This is a genomic window from Clostridium sp. AWRP (assembly GCF_004006395.2).
GTDB lineage: Bacteria > Bacillota > Clostridia > Clostridiales > Clostridiaceae > Clostridium_B.
Window position 1 is genome coordinate 2,926,686 of sequence record NZ_CP029758.2, and the last position, 18,597, is coordinate 2,945,282.

Genomic DNA, 18,597 nt, shown 5'->3' on the forward strand with positions numbered 1-18,597 from the left:
TTTCTTACTTACCAGTAGCAGCAGCAAGCATCTTTTTTACTGTTTCAGCAATACTATGTGAATCCAGTCCATAATATTTGTAGATCTCAGTATCAGGCCCAATAACACTGAACTCATCAGGTAAACCAATTCTCTTAAACTTGCAATTTATACCAGCTTCTGCTATAACCTCAGCTACTGCACCACCAAGACCACCATTAATGCTCTGATCCTCGACAGTTACAATAAAACCTGTTTCCCTTGCAGATTTTAAAACTATATCAACATCAAAAGGTTTAATAGTATGCATATCTATAACTCTGGCATTTACACCTGTTTCTGCAAGCTCCTTTGCTGCCATAAGAGACCAATACACGCTGTTACCTGTCCCAATTAAAGTCAAATCATTACCTTCCTTTACAGCAATAGCTTTACCAATTTTAAATTCATAATTGTTATCTTTATATACATCTGGCTCAGCACCTCTTGCAATACGGATAATCATAGGTCCTTTATAAGTCATTGATTCTCTTACCACTTTCCTGCACTGACCTGCATCTGCTGGAACACAAATTGTCAAGTTTGGTATTGCTCTATAAAATGACAAATCAGCAATAACATTGTGGGTAGGACCTCCACCAGATGTAACTCCAGAATGAGTTCCAATCAATCTTACAGGCACATCATTATAAGCAATATCTGTGTGTATCTGATCTGCTGCCCTCAAAGGAAGAAATGGTCCAAATACTTGTGAAAATACAATTTTGCCAGAAAGAGCTAATCCAGCAGATATACCAACCTGGTTGGCTTCCGCAATGCCAATATTAAAACAACGTTCAGGATATTTTTTTATAAACTTTCCTGTAGATGTGGATGGTGCAACATTATCAGAATAAGTAAATGCAAATTCTAATCCTTCATCTGCCATTTTCATTAGTTCGACCCCATAAGCTTCTCTTGCGGATGATAACATCTGATCAAAATCGAAAGTTGTTTCAACTGCCATAATTTATCTCACCTTTCTATTATTTTCTATTGATTTTAGTGCCTCGTCCAACTGCTCTTTGGCAATTCCACCGCCATGCCATACTGCATTATTTTCCATAAATGAAACACCACAGCCCTTAGTGGTATTTGAAATAATACATATTGGCTTTCTTCTAGTTTCCGGATCTGCTGGTGGAAGAGATTGCAGGGCATTACAAACTTCATACATGTCATTTCCTTGAATCTCTATAACATCCCATCCAAAAGCTTTTATTTTATCTCCTAAAGGATCAATATTCATTACATCCCTTGTGAAGCCAGTCATCTGTAGACGATTTTTATCAACAATTGCTACAAGATTGCCAAGCTTATAGTGTCCTGCTGCCATAAAGGCTTCCCAATTTGAACCTTCTTCAATTTCACCATCTCCTATGATACAGAAGGTTCTCCAGTAGGCCTTTGACATTCTAGCACCTAATGCTAAACCAGTAGCTATAGATAATCCATGCCCCAAAGAACCTGTTGATGCTTCAATAGCAGGAACGTATTTTCTATTAGGATGCATGCCAAATTTAGCAGTATCTAAGGTTTCAAAATGTTCTATCATATATTCCATTGTATACATTCCCAAATCTGAAAATATAGTATACAATGTCTCTCCACAATGACCTTTACTTAAAATCAATCTGTCTCTTTTTTCCCATTTAGGATTTTTAGGATCATAGTTCATGTACTTGTAATAGAGAGCAACAGCCATATCAACAATAGACAATTCCCCTCCAAGGTGACCCATACCTATTTCATAGATAAATGAGCATAACTTTTTTCGAATCTCTACTGCCTTATCTTCTAATTGTTTAACTTGTTCCATATCAACATTACAATACATAATAGGCATCTCCTTTTTTCATTTATTTATAATAGAGGTTGTTAAAAATCATTACACTTAATAAGTATTTTAGGATATTTTCCACTAATTTGAGCAGCAAAAGCTTCTTCTGCCTGATCAATAGTGAAAATTTTCTGTATAAAAGGTTTCAAGTTCATTCTAGGCATAATTTGAGCGGCACGTGGAAATGCATATGGAGCTACATTTATACTAGAAATAGTCAATTCCTTATTATACAATTTGTCATATAGATTTAGGGGCATATTATAGTTTTTAGGAAACATTGCAATATAAAGAACAGTTCCTCCTTTTGCAGCTATTTCACTGGCTGCCGGTGCAGCATTAGGTGATCCCGAAGCCTCTATTACAAGATCAAAACCCAATCCATTAGTTATTTTATTAGATTCTACACACACATCCTGCTCCAAAGGATTAATAACATAATCAGCACCAAATTCTTTGGCAAGTTCCTGTCTTTCCTTGATAGGTTCTATAAGTGTAAGTGACGTAGCTCCAAACATTTTCATTGCTTGAAGTGACAATAATCCTATAGGTCCTCCTCCTGAAATAGCAACTCTTTGACCGATCTTCATATTTGTTTTGTCCACAATTCTAACTGCAATTGACACAGGTTCTAACAAGCATGCTTCTTCTAAACTGACATCATCTGGGACTTTAAAAACCTGGGATTCATGCCACACTACATATTCGGACATACCAGGCTTATTATCCTGATATTCACAGAACTGCTCCTGACCATTTCGGCAATAATAACATGTACCGCAAAATCTTAAAAAGTTTCCTGCAACCTTGTCCCCTACTTTTAATCCCTTTTTAGTAGCCTTTTTACCAATTTCCACAATAGTACCTGAAATCTCATGTCCTAGTCCAAAGGGAGGTTCAAGGCCAAAAACTCCTTCTATTACATGTGGATCAGAACCACATATTGAACAGTAAGCAACCTTTATTTTAACATCCTCATCTCCCATTTCCTGCTCAGGCATATCTATAACCTGAACACGTCCCCTTTTATTAACATCAGGATCTTTTAAACTTCCTACCTTAACACAAGCAATAGTCTTCATAAATTAAAACCTCCTTATTTTATAATGTTGTCTGGAATCCACCATCAATACTTATATACCATCCATTAATATAATCTGATGCACTACTTGCTAAAAATACGGCAGTTCCCATTAAATCATTAAGTTCACCCCAGCGGCCACTTGGAATTCTATTTGTAATTTTATCGTAAAAATTTTTATCAGCACGTAACTCCTTGTTAACATCAGTTGCTAAGAAGCCAGGGCAAATTGCATTGGTTTGAATATTATATTTGCCAACCTCATTGGCAAATACCTTTGTCAAACCAAGAATAGCATGTTTACTTGCTGTATATGGCGGACACTTTTTATCCGCAGTAAAGGATAATGCTGAACCAATATTTATAATCTTACCGGATTTTTGTTTAACCATTTCTTTAACTACCCTGTGGCTGAGATAGTACACAGAATTTAAATCAATATCAATAATCTTCTGCCATGCTGAATCTGGATACTCTAAAAATTCCGCAAACGTACTTCCACCTGCATTATTTACTAAAATGTCAATTTTACCATATTCTTTCAAGCACGTATTTACAACCTGCTCAATATAATCCTTTTTCGTTAAATCTCCTTGCAAGAACTTAACCTTCTGGCCAGTTTCTTCTATGAGGCTCTTAATTTCAGATACATCATCAGTAAAGTGAGGTATAAAAAGATCAGCACCTGCTTTTGCAAAAGCAACAGCATAAGCCATACCAAGACCTTGATTTGCACCTGTAACCACAGCTACCTTACCTTTAAGTGAAAATGCATTCATTGAAAAATCACTAAGCTTCTTTTCCATAATAACACCTTCCTATATTTATAATTTTGTTGATTGGTCAGGGATTTCCTCTACTAACTCAACCAAACAATTTTCTTTATCATTTTTATGTCTTATATCTAATTCAGCCATTATATCAGCTACTCTTTCTTCTGTTAAATTATAGAATACCATGAATATGATCAATGTAACTACACAAACAACAGCTGGCAAAATAGATGTCATAATTAAAATTCCATTCAAAGATTTTGCAGTTTGAGGTACATTAGGAATATATCCAACATTAGCTAATATCAATGTAGGTATAACTCCCCCTACTGCTAATGAAACCTTTAATCCAAGAGTAATAAGTGAGTACACAACTGCGGCATGTCTTTTGCCAGTATTGTACTCAGCATACTCAACTGCATCCGGAATGATTGACCACAAACTGCCCATAAGTATACCATAGCCAAATGCAGCTACTGATTTAGCTATCATCATTGCTGCAATTTGTGAAACCGGAATGATATATAAAGCTGCTGATCCAATGGCACCTAAACTCAAACCAAGTGCAACAGTGTTTTTCTTTTTTATATGTCTAAAAAGCGCAGGCACAAAAGGAACTGCCACAACTGAAGGTAAAACATTCAACATAGAAAATAAAGCAACTAGATCTTTTCTATTTACGTTATAAGTCATATAATAAATTCCTGAAGCTGATTGTATAGACGAAAATGCATAAACGCCTACAAACAGTAAAAATAATACGACACCTGGTTTATTATGTGTAATCTGATAAATAAATCCTTTAAAAGTAACTGGATCTAGATGAGATTTTACTCTGATACGTTCATGCAAAGTAGTATAACTATAAATCAAGATAGACGCACAAATAATAGAAAGTAAAATAATAGTCATCTGGTAACCTTTTGCTGCATTACCTCTACCGAAAAACTGCGATAAAATAGGAATAAACAGTGCAACTACCACACCACCAGACTGAGCAAACATCATTCTTACGGAATTTAGCCTAGTCCTCTCCATAGGATCTGCTGTCATGACAGTTGTACAAGATACATATGGATTAATTATGAAAGTATATAATGTGAGCATCAAATTGTACGTAGCATATGCCCATATCAATTTGCCCGTATGTCCCAAATTAGGTACTGTAAAAGTCAAAATACCTGCAAGAGCAAAGGGAATAGCTCCATAAATAAGATAACTTTTGTACTTACCATGCTTTGGATTCATTCTTTCTGCAATAACACCCATAGTAGGGTCCCATATCATATCCCATCCTCTAGAAATAAGAAACATAACAGAAACTTCTACAGCAGTTAATCCGTAAACATCGGTATAATAGAATGTGAGAAACATTAAAATTGACTGAAAAACTAAATTCATTCCTCCATCTACAAGGGAATATCCCACTACTTCTTTGGTAGGGAGTTTATAAAATCCAGGCTTATCACCACTTTTTTCATACAAATTCACTGTTTTTTCCATTATTTCATCAACTCCTTTTCAAATTTATACTTGTATTATCAAATTAAACAAAATAAAAACAGATATACAGCATAACTTACAAGTTTTAAAACTCTTTAATAATAGTAAACGATTGCAAAATGTACCTTCCAAATAAAATGGCATATCTTAAAAACTTAGCTCCTCCTTTTTATTTTATTCACCACTTCTCAATTATTAATTTTATATTATTTAGTCTTAACTTAAGTGTGTTTTTTTTATGAAAACGTGTACTTTTCTATATTAATTCACTTATCTGTTATTCTTAAATGTATTTTTTTAACACATAACTTTTTATATATTTGGGAAATAATATTTACAAATTTCTAATATATATATACAATAAAATCATAGTTAAAAATCTATACTAGTAATTTAGATAGTCTGGGGGGGTACTATGTAAATGTTTTCTAAGGTTATCTTATATGCAGAAGATAAAATTGCTAATATGATATATAACTTCTACAGAACAACTAAAAGTAATTTTTCTATTTCTTATATTGCTAACTCTTATAAAAACAGTATTGAAAAAGCAATAGAACTTAATGCTCAAGTTATAATTCTTCAACTTAAACACCCTGTATATAAAATTCATAACTTTTTCTATGATTTAGCAATGTCAAATATATATCCAATGATTCTAATTTTTAATGTTATTTCAGAAAATCAAATTATCTACTCTATTACAAGTCACAAAGACATTACTTATATTAATAAAATAAAATTCTTTTTTACTCAGTCTTTAAGTGAAAAATATACTTGTCATTTTAACTATATTGGTGAAGGCAAAAATTCAAATTTGGTAATGGACTTCAGAATCAGTCAGCTAGAAAAAACAGAATATCTAAAAGATATTTTACGCGGAGTAATTAAAAGTGAATTTTTATATTATAAAAAAAAAGTACACTTAAATCTAAATAATTACGGTTACTACGTATATATTTGTAATCTTATGGAGATTGAATATTCAGACCACTACTTAAATAAAAATATTTACTACTTAACTGGAGAAGAATTTATTAAAGAATGTCAAACCGTTCTTGACGAGTACAGTGGAGGTGAGGTTTTTTATATTAATCCCGATATTTTGTGCATAATTATCAATGATTTTAATTGTAGAAGTATTGCTAGCAAACAAAATAAACTTTTTGAAATTACTAACAAATTGAATAACGTAACAAAATCTAAGACAGCATTCAGATATATGAGCAGCTATATCAAAGACATTGAAAATATGAGAGATGCTTATGAATCTTTCCATTATTTAAAGGCATATAATTTTTTCTGTTCTGACGCTAAATTACTCACTCAAAAATATATCAATTCAATAAAAAAAGAAATAGACTATCCCCTAGTAGACAACACTCTAAAACAAATAAAAGAACTTATAAATTATGATATTTTTAATTTAAAATTAAATAAGTTAATATATAAACTATTTTTAGATATTGTAAAACCAAGTCTTGACTATAATCTTTATTATTATTGCCAGGCTTCATTATCATCCACATTGGTTGACAGGTATAGCAATCTATATAAAAAAATATTACCAAGGAACTTACCTCACAAAAAAGTATTCTTTACCTCAATAGAGGATAAATGCAGTGAGTTTATAGATTCTATAAATCAGCTCAAGTCTGAGCTTTCCAACAAATATATGATAAAGAATTCTATAGTTATTCAAGTATTAAACTTTATACATATTCACTATATGGAGGATATTACTGTAAATCTTATTGCATCCAGCTTAAATATTAGCAACTCATATTTAAGTCAGATATTTAAAAAAGAGATTGGTACAAGTATTATAAAATATATTATTAACTATAGAGTAGAAAAAGCCAAGGAATTTTTTTCTTCAAGTGACGAACTAATTTACAATATTGCTGAAAAAGTTGGCTTTTCTGATGAGAAACATTTTTCAAAAACATTCAAAAAAATTACTGGTATGACTCCTATGCAGTATAAAAAACAAAATGGGAAAGCCAAATATATCTAAAAGCAAAAGATTAATTATTCATCTAGCGCCTTTTAAGTTAAATATACGTAAGACAAATACATGGCAGTAAATAAATTACTACCATGTATTTTTAGCCAATATCTTTTTTAGCAAATCCTTTAATACTCATAAATATGAAAAATACTAAGTATACACATACATAAACCATCATCCATACACTTGGTGTAGTAGACTTTCCTGATATACCAAAACCAAAACCTGCCATAGGATTAAATGTCCCTAAAGAAGTAAAAATAGTAGAAATCATTTTTCTATAAATTACTTCAAAAGGAGAAATTAAACTTGAAATTATTCCAATTGTGGAAAGAGAATCATTTTTAATATATGCTCCTGCTTGCTCCATTACTCCACCAATTAATCCAAGTACATATAAAGCCACTATTACTATCCCATTATTTAAGGTTTTGAATTTAGTACTTCCATAAAGAGATATTGATAATATAGTCAAAGGCTGCAAAATAAAAAACAAGAATCCCTTAGCAAGTGATGCTATGCCAAAGGTTTCTACCATAGATATTTTATTTGCAGTGGAAATAATAATTACTGCTATATAAAGAAAAATGCTGTATAAAATAATGAGAATAGCTGTACCCATGTATTTCCCAAGTATATATTCCTCTCTCTTAATTGGCTTTGTTAAAATGGTTAAAATAGTTCCATTTTCTATTTCAAAAGAAACCATTCCTATGGAGAGCATTATAGTTAAAAATGCTACAAGTATGCTGGAAAAATAAAACCCAATTATAGAAATAGTTGAAGAAAGATTAGCAATCATATCTATCATGCCATTATTACCAATCGCATTATTACTTGTAAATTTAAAAATAATAGTTAAAAGGATAAGGTACACTATGGTCAATATGCCTATAAAATGAAAGATTTTCTTTCTATAAATTTCCTTAAAAGTGGAAAGTGCAATACTAAACATTATTCTTCACCTCCTTCAATAAGTTTTATAAATATGTCTTCCAGGCTATTTCTGTGAGGAGTAAGTCCATACAGTTTTCCGCCACCTGATATAATTAGTGAAGCAACCTCATGTATTTCATATTTTTCCTTAACATGCATTTTAATATTTTTTCCATCAAAAATAATATCTTCATCAATTTTTTCAAGCTTATTTAAAATTTCATTACTTATATTTTCTACATGAATATCCAAAACAGTGTTTCCTTCTAAAAGATCATTGATTTTTCCTTGTTTTACAATACTTCCTTTACTTATAATAGCTGCACTATCGCAAATCATTTCTACTTCACTTAAAAGGTGACTATTTAAAAATACAGTTTTATCCATATCTTTTAGTTTCAACATAATATCTCTAACTTCTTTTCTACCTATAGGATCTAATGCAGAAGTAGGTTCATCTAAAAAAAGAAGCTCAGGATCACAAAGAAGAGCACTTGCAATTCCTATTCTCTGCTGCATGCCTTTACTATAAGTACCTATTTTACTTTTTTCAGCCCCCTTTAAATTAACAATTTCAAGGACTTCTTCTATTTTCATAGAAGAAGTCTTCTTATCAAGTTTATATAATGAAGAGTGGAAGGACAGGAGGTCTAATCCTGTCATCCATTCTTGATATTTAAAAAGTTCAGGTAAATATCCTATCCTTTTCCTGGTCTCCAAATCCCCAATAGGCTTACCTAATATACGTGCATTTCCTGAAGTGGGAAACAGCAGTCCCACAATGGTTTTTATAAATGTGCTTTTTCCTGCACCATTAGGTCCTAGAAATCCATAAATTTCACCTTTAGATACAGATATATTTATATTTCTGCATCCTTTGTTATTCTCATATATTTTAGAAAGATTTTCTGTTTCAATTACCAAATTTATCACCTCATAGACTTTGCTGTTTCCAGTAATTTATTTTTATCTACATTACCATCAATGCTAACTAAAACATTGTCTTTAAGAATTAAAATGGAAGAATGTTTCTTTTCTTTGTCATTTTGATCGGTATCAAAGCATCCAATGGCTTTCATGCCATTTATATTCATTTCTTCAGCTTTTCCTCCTACATTTGGAATATACAAAGTACTTTTCCAATCCTTCATGGATTTCAGCTGATTTTGCATATCTTGCGGCAGTACTGAAAGATCTGAAAGAGCATTAAATATTTGATCCACATCTGCACCATCAGGTGCCACAATTTCCGGTACTTTGGTTTCTGACACAGCTATACGCTCACCATTTGTTGAATCTTCATACATAATGCTTAACTCTCCAGCCATGTTTAGAGAAAAAGTCTTTCCATCTAAGTCTTTAGGAAACAGCTTTTTTCCTCCTAAAGACTTAAGAAGCCCATTTATATTTTCCACATTTAGGGTGAAATCCATTTTGGAAGGTTTATTTATTAAAATATTCTTTACTTCTTTTGATGGCATATTTTGAGGTATAGATATTGTGAATGGCAGTGTTTTTTTTGCTTCATCTATAGTAACATTTTTTTGTTCACCGCCCTGATATTTAACTTTGCCTATTTTATCAATATTAATATCTGCCTTATGGTTTATGAGTTCAGTTTTAAGTTTTGTAATATCATCCAATGAAATATTTACACTTTTAATATCCTTTGCTCTAAAAATTGAAACTGCATTAATAACTGATGCTCTTATAGGCTCTACAGAAACACAAGTAGTTATGACAAGTGCTGCACAAGCAGCTGCTGCTATTTTTTTATATTTTTTCATATTTCTAAAATCTCCTTTTCTATTTTTTACTTCAATATCCCTATTTTCTATTTCTACATGATTTATTTTAAAATCTCTCTCATAATCCTGAAGCTTTTCCACGGCAAAACTATTTATAGACTTCAATTCTTTATAAACTTCTTTGCATTTTCCACATTGAAAAAGGTGCATTTCTACTTCTTTTATTTCAGTATTACTAAGTTCTCCATCAATATATGCTTGAATGCTTCCTTCACTTAGACACTTCACTTTTTATTCACCTCTCTCTTCTAAGCTTAAATAGCTTTCTTTAAATTTTCTTTGTGCTCTCGATATAAGTGTACCTACAGAGTTTTTATCTACTCCAATCATTTCTGCAATTTCACTATATTTGTATCCTGAAAATTTAAGAACCAGACACATACGATCTCTAGGTGGAAGTGCATTCAGTACTTTTTTAGTTAAATCTACTTCACAATTATTAATTGCAACTTCTTCAATTGAAATAACATTATCTGTTTCTTTTTTGTAAATCATCTCATTTTTTCCCTCATGAATTTTTTTATTTCTTATATAATTGTAGGAAGTATTGGTAGAAACCTTATTTAACCATGCAGCAATGTTATTGTGGTCAGGTGGTGAATTATATAATTTCATAAATACTTCCTGTGCCAAATCTTCAGCTGCATGCATGTCCCCAGTAAGGTAGGAAATTCTTCTGAAGATGGTGTCATAATATTTCTCATATACAGCTTTAAAATTTTGCTCATATTTTTTCTTCTTAAAATAACTGATAACACCCATATTTTTGACTGTATTCCTCCTTCTAGGTACTCTTGTTCAAAAGCTTTTGATTAATATATTCTAGAATATACTTGATACCTTTTTTATTAAATTTGGTATCTATAATATTAACACATAAGTATTAAAAATTATGACAAGAATTATGATATAATTAATAAACTGTTTTAGAATTATGAAAAATAACAATTTTAAATGGAGGTATGCTATAATGAACAAAATTAAATTAAGCAAAGAAAAAAAACAAGAAATGATTTCTACAATAAAGGACTATTTTCTAAACGAAAGAGATGAAGAATTGGGTGATTTAGCCTCAAGCTTGATACTAGATTTTATAGTAGAAGAATTAGCTCCAGAATTTTATAATCAGGGAGTTTATGATTGCTATAAATATATTGCTGATAGAAATGAAGATTTGTTATCCCTTCAAATATATTAACTAATATACAAATTAGGAGAATGTTAAAAATATGATATATAAACATGAAGATAAACGTAATAAAGAATTGAGAGTTGACTGTAAAAAATGTTTTGGATTATGCTGCGTTGCATTATACTTCTCAGCATCCGAAGGTTTCCCAACTAACAAAGACGCAGGTAATCCCTGTATAAATTTGCAATCAAACTTCACCTGCTCTGTTCACAAAAATCTTAGGAACAAAGGTCTTAAAGGTTGTACTGCCTATGATTGCTTTGGTGCTGGTCAAAAATTAGCCCAGATTACCTGCAGCGGGCGTGATTGGCATGAAGACTCTGAATATGCTAAGAAAATGTTTGATGCCTTCTTAATTATGAGACAGCTTCACGAAATACTATGGTATCTTTCTGAAGCTTATACCCTGCAAGCAGATAACAGTATCAAAAAAAATATAAACTCCTTAATTGAAAATACTGAAGGCCTTACTATTCTTGACATTGATTTTCTATTATCACTAGATGTAGAAAATCATAGAAAAAAGGTTAATGTAGTACTTAGAAATACAAGCGAGCTTATACGCTCCAAAGTTCATAAAAAGAACCCTTTATCTCACAGATTAGATTATTTTGGTGCAGACCTGAGAAAAACTAATCTTAGAGGTGCAGACTTAAGGGGAACATGCCTTATTGCTGCAAATCTTAGAGGAGTTGATTTAAGTTATGCTGATCTAATTGGAGCTGACCTGCGAGATGCTGATCTCAGCGGAGCCAATATCTCAAAAAGCATCTTTCTTACTCAGTCCCAAATCAACACAGCTAGGGGTAATTCACATACAAAACTGCCTATAATGATAATCCGCCCAAGATATTGGTCAAAATAATTATAGCTAATATTATTAAACAAACATCCTATGCTATAATTAGAATATAAATAACTTAACTTTCGCACATATAAGATTTTGATTTAATATAAGAACTTTGCGAAGCAATTAATTCACAATGCACGATGCACAGTTCACAATTAAGGATGATTTTCTTCCGTTAAAACTTCAGAAAATCTAAAATATAGCACCATTGAAGCAAAGCTTCAATAAGCTTCAAATTTAAAATTTTTCGCAGCACAGCGGAGAAAAATCTACCGAAATTATGCATTGTGAACTGTGAATTGTGAATTCATTTAGGCCGCAAAGTTTTTAAACTGCGAAAGTTGAGTAAATAATCTATAATATAGTACAAGGAATAAGGGGTTAGTTTATGTTTCATATAGTTGATTTTGAAAAATGGGAAAGACGTGAACACTTTAAATATTATACCAAGCAGCTTAAATGTGCCTATAGTATTACCGCAAATCTTGATGTTACTTTATTTAAGGAATCATTAAGAAAAAATAATTTAAAATTTTATCCTTCATTTATATATTGTGTTAGTTATAACATAAATTCTATGTCGGAATTTCGTATGCGTTTTGGAGAAAACAATCAATTAATTGTATATGATATTGTCCATCCTAACTATACAATTTTTCATAAAGATGATCATACATTTTCAGACATTTGGTCAGAATATACAGATGACTTTTATAAATTTTATGATAATTATAAATGTGATATGAAAAAATACTCACATATTAAAGGTGTAAAAATTAAGCCAAACCAGCCTAAAAATTTCTACTGCATATCTTGTGTCCCATGGCTTACATTTACAGGATATTCAACATACAGCAGTGAATCCAATCCATCTTTAATGCCAATTATAACCTATGGGAAATATCATAAAGAAAACGGAAAATGGTTAATGCCATTTACTGTCACAATATCACATGCAGTGGCTGATGGATATCATGTAAGCAAATTAATTAACAGCATACAAGAAACAATAGATAAATTTAATAAGGAGCTGCACACTAATTGTTAGTGTAACAGCATCCTATATTAACTTTACACGATTTTGGATATATTTTAATGCAAACGCCACTTTATTTCTTTTCCAATAACCACTTTAATGAATCTGTATTAGAATTAAATATAAGTTCTTCAGGAAATTCTACATTCTTTAGCAAGTTGAAACAGTTTGTAAATTCCCCAACATCATAATAAATATGTGCATCACTTCCAAGAATTATTTTTGCCTCATATTTCTTACATAAATTTAAATACTTCTTCTGATTTTCCACTGAATTTTCTCTCTGACTTCTTGAAGATAATGAAGAATTGTTCATTTCCAGCAATATGTTTTTTTCCTTAGCTGCAAGTACTACTTTTTCATAGTCCAGCAAAAATCTATTATCATCTGGGTGACCAATAATTTTTACATATGGATTATCCATAGCTCTTATAATAGATTTTGTATTTTCTTCTACTGTTCCTGCCTTTATACATGGCGGATGCAAACTTGCAATCACATAATCCAATTTTGAAGCTAATTCTTGATTTACATCAATATTTCCTTGAAAGTTGATTATATTTGCCTCAATACCCTTTAGAATTCTAATACCCATTATTTTTTCATTAATAATGCTAAGATTTCCAAAATAAAACGGATGGGCAGTTCCTTCCATAGCCCTTGCATGATCAGATATTCCAAGTACCTTTAGTCCCTTAAGCTTAGCTTCTTCTATATTTTCCTTTAAAGTACTAAAGGCATGTCCACTTGAAATCGTGTGAACGTGTAAATCCATGAGTGCCTTCATTTTTATATCTCCTTACTAATTTTTTATTAAACTTACATTTTCATTAATATCATATTTTTTTAAATTCGAATCATATACTGTAATTAGCTTTCCTTCACAATCTATTGTGTAATGTATTTCCCTACCCTGATACTGTTTATTGACTATTTTACTTTTAATACCATTCTTATCATTGGAAATTTCAAATTGTTCAGGTCTTACTGGATATATATTATTTCTTTTAAAATAGTCAGCTATACCTTTTCCATCATATACAATATTTGTACCTTTTACTTTAAAGCTATCCTTCTCCCATTTTCCCTTAATAATATTACATTTGCTAACAAAGGTAGCAACAAACTCATTCTGAGGATTTAAATATATTTCATTTGGAGTACCTATCTGCTCTATATTTCCATCTCTCATTACTATTATTCTATCCGCCATAGCTAGTGCCTCGCTTTGATCATGAGTAACATAAACTATAGTAGTGCTTGTCACTTTATGAATATTCTGTATTTCCTTTCTTATTTCAATCTTAAGCTCTGCATCTAATGCACTTAGAGGCTCATCCATTAATAACATAGATGGCTTACCCACAATAGCTCTTGCCAATGCTACCCTCTGCTTTTGCCCTCCAGATAACTCACCAGGAAATCTATTTGAAAGTTTTTCCAATCCAGTCATCTTTAATGTTTTGTTAACTAATTTATCCTTCTCTGCATTACTCATATTTCTATGCTTACTACTATCCAGTGGGAACATTACATGCTCTTTTACATTCATATGTGGCCATAATGCAAAGGATTGAAAAACCATTCCTAAATTGCGTTTTTCCACTGGCAGCAGATAATCTTTTGATGAGTATAGTTTTTCTCCATGCATTATAGTACCCTCACAAGGCTTTATGAAACCACCAATTAACCTTAATAATGTGGTTTTTCCGCAACCTGATGGCCCAAGTATAGCAATAAACTCTTTATCCTCGATATTAACAGATATTTTATTTAATGCTGTTGAATTTCCAAACTTTTTAGTTATACTGTCTATCTTAATTGACATCTTTATCCCCCCTGAAATTTTTAATTTTTATTAACTTAGGAATAAAATAAATTGTTAAAACCAATAAAACTATTATTGTTGACATTGCTGAAGAAATGTTATAATTTCCAGCTTGTTGAAAGTTAAAAATAGTAAGTCCTATAGTCTTTGTTCCTGCAGAAGCTAACATTGAAGATATTGTTAATTCAGTCATAGCTGATATATATATTAAAAATGCACTTGATAATACTTGCTTTGATAAAAGCGGAATCATTATATTAAACCAGATTTTTATTTTAGATGCTCCAGCAACCCTCGCTGCTTCTTCGACTGTTTCTTCTACTGTTATTACTGCACTAGTACTGCCCTTTATTTGGAGTATCAGATACCTAGTTACATACGCTATTATCAAGATTTTTATAGTCCCATATATACCAGGTCTAATTCCTGGTAATGGCTCAACCCAGTGAAATATCATAGCCAAAGCTAGAACAATCCCAGGTACTGCATAAGTAAGTGTAGCTGCCATTTCTCCAAGTTTCATTGACTCTGAATCTTTTCTAACTTTAATATAAGCAATAAAAGTACCTATTATTATACAAAATATAGTAGCTGTAGTCGCCAATACTAAACTATTCAGTATAGAAGACCTAACTCCTTCATTGTTAAAAAGAAAACTGTAATTTTCAAAGGATATTGTTTTTAATGTAAACTTTGTACCATATGCTTTTTGAAATGATGAAGTTATCATTGTTATTATGGGGATTATATTTATTGAAGTTAGAAATACAAAAGTAATAATCTCTACAGACTTTCTAACATTTTTGGAGAACTCAATTCTTACTGAATAATCATCTTTTATGCTATCTATATTAATACTTTTTTTAACTAACAGCCCCTGTAAAACTGTTCCTACTATAGCTATAATGGAAATTATTACTGATAAGACAGCAGCATAATTAAAAGAAGCTGGTCCGAAAGCTATAGCTTTCTCATATATATATGTACTCAAAACAGGTATTCCAGAGGATATTCCTAAAAATGCCGGCACTGCAAAATTATCTATTGCTGCTAAAAATGACAGTATTCCTCCTCCAATTAATGCTGGCATTACCTGTGGCAGGTTTATCTTATACAGAGTTTCCCATTTGTTATATCCTAAAACTCTAGATGCCCATTCTAAATCCCTAGGAATTTTTCTGAGCATATTTAAAGTTATAAGATATACTATAGGAACATTGGAAATTCCAAGTACAAATACAATTCCTGGAATTGAATAAATATTTATTTTCCCCATTCCTAATTTTGCAATAATATTATTTATAGTACCATTGGGTAATAATAGATTGCTCCATGAAAGAGTTACAATATATGAAGGTATAATAAACGGTAACAATACTAATAACTCCATTAGCTTTTTTCTTTTTATGTTGGTATAAGCTATCATGAAAGCAAAAATTGCACCCAATAGCATAGAAATTAAATTAGAAACAGCACCTATTATAATGGTATTTTTTATGGATAAAATCGTCCTTTGACTTTTTAGCAATTCACCGTAATTGCCTAAAGAATATCCATTGGACACTTTAAAACTCATAATTACAAGTCTCACTATAGGCATAATAAACGTAATTATAATAAATAAGTAAAATAGTATTTTTAGAATCTTTGATCTATTACATTTCAAAAAGCTTAGCATACAATCCCTCCATGGAAAACAACTTCGTTAAAGATTATTTATTTTCTCACAGAAGTAAATTAATTAAATATAGAACTGAATTTTTTCTTGTCTCCTTCTCTTGCGTTTAATAATTCTTCATTATCCCCAGAAATAGTCTTTAACTCAGTTATAGTTTTTAAACCTTCTGGTGCTTTCACATCAGATTTTATTGGAGCATAACCCATACTTGCCTCTGATGTTTGTCCATCTTTTGAAAGAACATAATCCACAAAAGCTTGTGCTAATTTTGCTTTTTTAGTTGTCTTTAGTATTCCAATCGGTTCTGTAATTACAGGTACTCCTTCAGATGGGTAAATAAACTTAACTGGTGATCCTTGTTTTGCTGCTCTAACTGCCATGTAATCAACAACTATGCCATATGCTTTCTGTCCATCAGCAACAGCTTTAATTATACCTCCATTTCCCTTATCTACAGTTACTTCATTCTTCTTTAATCCTTCATAAAAATTCCATCCTAATCCCTTAGTTCTTGTCACTACGGATAAATTATATGCTGAAGCACCAGAATACAATGGGCTAGGCATAATAACATTTCCTTTTGCTTCTGCCTCTAACAAATCATTAAAAGATTTTGGCTCCGTCTTTACCTTATTTGTGTTTATAACAATACCCGTTGATATTACTTTAGTCCCTGTAAACATATTATCTTTATCAATAAATTGACTATTTATTCCCTTTAATTCAGGTGATTTGTAAGTCAAAAGCATATCTTTATTTTTTAACGTTTGAAAAGTTACTGCATCTGAAACAAATAATACATCTGCCTGAACAGAACTTGATGCTTTCTCAGCAAGCACCTTGCTTACGACTTCTTCAGTTCCTGACCTAAATACTTTAACTTTAATACCTGGCTGTTTCTTGTTGAAACCTTGAATTAACTTTTGAATATCTTCTTCAGGTTGTGATGTATAAAGTGTTATCTCACCATCTAATGAAGTTTTTTTAGCATCTTTTTTCTGTTGACACCCTAATAATCCAGTACTTATAGTTGCTACTGCTAAAAATCCAATTAATATTCTTTTTATCTTTGACATAAAAATTCCTCCTTAATACTTTTTATATAATTAATATCATTGTTAAGAACTGAAACCTCATTACTGTCGTCAAAACCTTCAATTACTAAAGGCTTGTTTTTCTTAGCTAAACTGAAAATTAATTTTGAAAAATCATAGTCTCCTTGATTTAAAGGGATATGAATCTTATTGCCATTTTTATTGCTTATATGTATTTTTGAAATTCCATGGATGTTTTCCAAATAGTGCATCACTTCGTATTCATTACTACAATGTGCAGTATCAACGGTGTATGTAAACTCCCAATATAAATCTTTAAGAACATCTTTAAGTTCAATATCCGTTGTTATAAGTTCCTTTGCTATTTTTTCCATAATTTCAATTGAAATTTTCATTTTCTTTTTTCTCGAATACTCAAGAATGTCTTTTAAGGAAGCTCTTAATAGTTTTTTCTGATATTCTTTAAAACAAACTATACTTTCTTTTCCCGGGTGTACAGTTACTTCTTCTGCTGAAAGATTATAAGCTAGGTCAACAGCTTTAAATATTTCATTTATAGATGTGGCTCTAATTCTTTCATTTATAGAGGACATATTTAGATCCCAACTATAACTATGAATTATTGTTTTTATAGGGTATATTTCTTTAAGTTCCTTATACTCCTTTTCAGAATACCCTCTGCTTTCAAAATGCTGTGCCCAAAATTCAATACCTTCGAATCCTTCTGTATAAGCTTTTTTGAATATTTCTTCTAGGGAAGAGTTCCACATTAATGTAGAGCTAAAATACACTGGTATCATATTCTTTTCACTCCTTTATTTTGTTGTCTATACTTTTTTATCTACGTTTTTTCTGCTTATATTTTTTCATTTTTACTTTAAGAATACATTTCGTTTATGTTAAGTATTGGTTATTTATTTTCATTTTTTTATTTTTGCACATTTTATTGCAAAAATTTATTAGAATATAGTATAATTTATATATCTAG

At 31.0% G+C, this 18,597-nt stretch carries 18 protein-coding genes; 4 read left to right on the top strand and 14 right to left on the bottom strand.

Features of this window, described 5'->3' with window-relative positions:
• Positions 1-4: 4 nt before the first annotated feature.
• The 5 genes from DMR38_RS13340 to DMR38_RS13360 are packed head-to-tail and all read right to left on the bottom strand — an operon-like array spanning position 5 to position 5,215.
• Positions 5-985 carry a transketolase C-terminal domain-containing protein gene (locus tag DMR38_RS13340; RefSeq protein WP_127721783.1) on the bottom strand — a complete coding sequence of 327 codons (981 nt, stop codon included), beginning with the start codon at positions 983-985 and terminating at the stop codon, positions 5-7.
• Between the two features lie 3 nt (positions 986-988).
• Positions 989-1,855, bottom strand: a complete 867-nt coding sequence (locus DMR38_RS13345; protein ID WP_127721784.1) for a transketolase — start codon at positions 1,853-1,855, stop codon at positions 989-991.
• A gap of 41 nt (positions 1,856-1,896) precedes the next feature.
• Positions 1,897-2,940, bottom strand: a complete 1,044-nt coding sequence (locus tag DMR38_RS13350; RefSeq protein ID WP_127721785.1) for an alcohol dehydrogenase catalytic domain-containing protein — start codon at positions 2,938-2,940, stop codon at positions 1,897-1,899.
• A 19-nt stretch (positions 2,941-2,959) separates the two neighbouring features.
• Positions 2,960-3,745, bottom strand: coding sequence for an SDR family oxidoreductase (locus DMR38_RS13355; protein WP_127721786.1), 786 nt, complete (start codon positions 3,743-3,745; stop codon positions 2,960-2,962).
• Positions 3,746-3,763: 18 nt separating this feature from the next.
• Positions 3,764-5,215, bottom strand: a complete 1,452-nt coding sequence (locus tag DMR38_RS13360) for an MFS transporter (protein ID WP_127721787.1) — start codon at positions 5,213-5,215, stop codon at positions 3,764-3,766.
• 634 nt (positions 5,216-5,849) lie between these two features.
• On the opposite strand from DMR38_RS13360, the gene DMR38_RS13365 reads away from it, so the two are divergent.
• A complete protein-coding gene (locus DMR38_RS13365; protein ID WP_175413008.1) occupies positions 5,850-7,232 on the top strand; it encodes an AraC family transcriptional regulator in 1,383 nt (460 codons plus the stop codon).
• A gap of 91 nt (positions 7,233-7,323) precedes the next feature.
• Here DMR38_RS13365 and DMR38_RS13370 read toward each other — a convergent pair whose 3' ends face one another.
• Genes DMR38_RS13370 through DMR38_RS13385 form a run of 4 tightly spaced genes read right to left on the bottom strand, consistent with a single transcriptional unit; the run spans position 7,324 to position 10,732 of the window.
• Positions 7,324-8,181 carry an ABC transporter permease gene (locus DMR38_RS13370; RefSeq protein WP_127721789.1) on the bottom strand — a complete coding sequence of 286 codons (858 nt, stop codon included), beginning with the start codon at positions 8,179-8,181 and terminating at the stop codon, positions 7,324-7,326.
• The gene (locus DMR38_RS13375) at positions 8,181-9,086 is read right to left on the bottom strand and encodes an ABC transporter ATP-binding protein (RefSeq protein ID WP_127721790.1); all 906 of its coding nucleotides are present in this window, start codon (positions 9,084-9,086) and stop codon (positions 8,181-8,183) included. The genes DMR38_RS13370 and DMR38_RS13375 overlap by 1 nt, the downstream gene beginning before the upstream one ends.
• A 5-nt stretch (positions 9,087-9,091) precedes the next feature.
• Positions 9,092-10,198 (bottom strand): zf-HC2 domain-containing protein, encoded by a 1,107-nt coding sequence (locus DMR38_RS13380; protein ID WP_127721791.1) that lies wholly within the window; start codon positions 10,196-10,198, stop codon positions 9,092-9,094.
• Positions 10,199-10,201: 3 nt separating this feature from the next.
• Positions 10,202-10,732 (bottom strand): RNA polymerase sigma factor SigX, encoded by a 531-nt coding sequence (locus DMR38_RS13385; RefSeq protein ID WP_127721792.1) that lies wholly within the window; start codon positions 10,730-10,732, stop codon positions 10,202-10,204.
• A 208-nt stretch (positions 10,733-10,940) separates the two neighbouring features.
• Between DMR38_RS13385 and DMR38_RS13390 the strand changes: the two genes are divergently transcribed.
• The 3 genes from DMR38_RS13390 to DMR38_RS13400 all read left to right on the top strand — a co-directional run bounded on the left by DMR38_RS13390 (position 10,941) and on the right by DMR38_RS13400 (position 13,060).
• Positions 10,941-11,168 (top strand): DUF2164 domain-containing protein, encoded by a 228-nt coding sequence (locus DMR38_RS13390; protein ID WP_127721793.1) that lies wholly within the window; start codon positions 10,941-10,943, stop codon positions 11,166-11,168.
• Positions 11,169-11,199: 31 nt separating this feature from the next.
• Positions 11,200-12,027 carry a pentapeptide repeat-containing protein gene (locus DMR38_RS13395; protein WP_127721794.1) on the top strand — a complete coding sequence of 276 codons (828 nt, stop codon included), beginning with the start codon at positions 11,200-11,202 and terminating at the stop codon, positions 12,025-12,027.
• A 373-nt stretch (positions 12,028-12,400) separates the two neighbouring features.
• Positions 12,401-13,060, top strand: coding sequence for a chloramphenicol acetyltransferase (locus DMR38_RS13400; protein ID WP_127721795.1), 660 nt, complete (start codon positions 12,401-12,403; stop codon positions 13,058-13,060).
• A gap of 61 nt (positions 13,061-13,121) precedes the next feature.
• Here DMR38_RS13400 and DMR38_RS13405 read toward each other — a convergent pair whose 3' ends face one another.
• The 5 genes from DMR38_RS13405 to DMR38_RS13425 form a co-directional block, all read right to left on the bottom strand.
• Positions 13,122-13,835, bottom strand: a complete 714-nt coding sequence (locus DMR38_RS13405) for a phosphatase (protein ID WP_127721796.1) — start codon at positions 13,833-13,835, stop codon at positions 13,122-13,124.
• Between the two features lie 15 nt (positions 13,836-13,850).
• On the bottom strand, positions 13,851-14,876 hold the full coding sequence (locus DMR38_RS13410; protein WP_127721797.1) for an ABC transporter ATP-binding protein: 1,026 nt from the start codon (positions 14,874-14,876) through the stop codon (positions 13,851-13,853).
• On the bottom strand, positions 14,866-16,452 hold the full coding sequence (locus tag DMR38_RS13415; RefSeq protein WP_207670761.1) for an iron ABC transporter permease: 1,587 nt from the start codon (positions 16,450-16,452) through the stop codon (positions 14,866-14,868). The genes DMR38_RS13410 and DMR38_RS13415 overlap by 11 nt, the downstream gene beginning before the upstream one ends.
• A 161-nt stretch (positions 16,453-16,613) precedes the next feature.
• The gene (locus DMR38_RS13420; protein ID WP_127721799.1) at positions 16,614-17,630 is read right to left on the bottom strand and encodes an ABC transporter substrate-binding protein; all 1,017 of its coding nucleotides are present in this window, start codon (positions 17,628-17,630) and stop codon (positions 16,614-16,616) included.
• Positions 17,618-18,409, bottom strand: a complete 792-nt coding sequence (locus tag DMR38_RS13425) for a sugar phosphate isomerase/epimerase family protein (RefSeq protein WP_127721800.1) — start codon at positions 18,407-18,409, stop codon at positions 17,618-17,620. Before DMR38_RS13425 ends, DMR38_RS13420 begins: the two co-directional genes overlap by 13 nt.
• Positions 18,410-18,597: the final 188 nt, after the last annotated feature.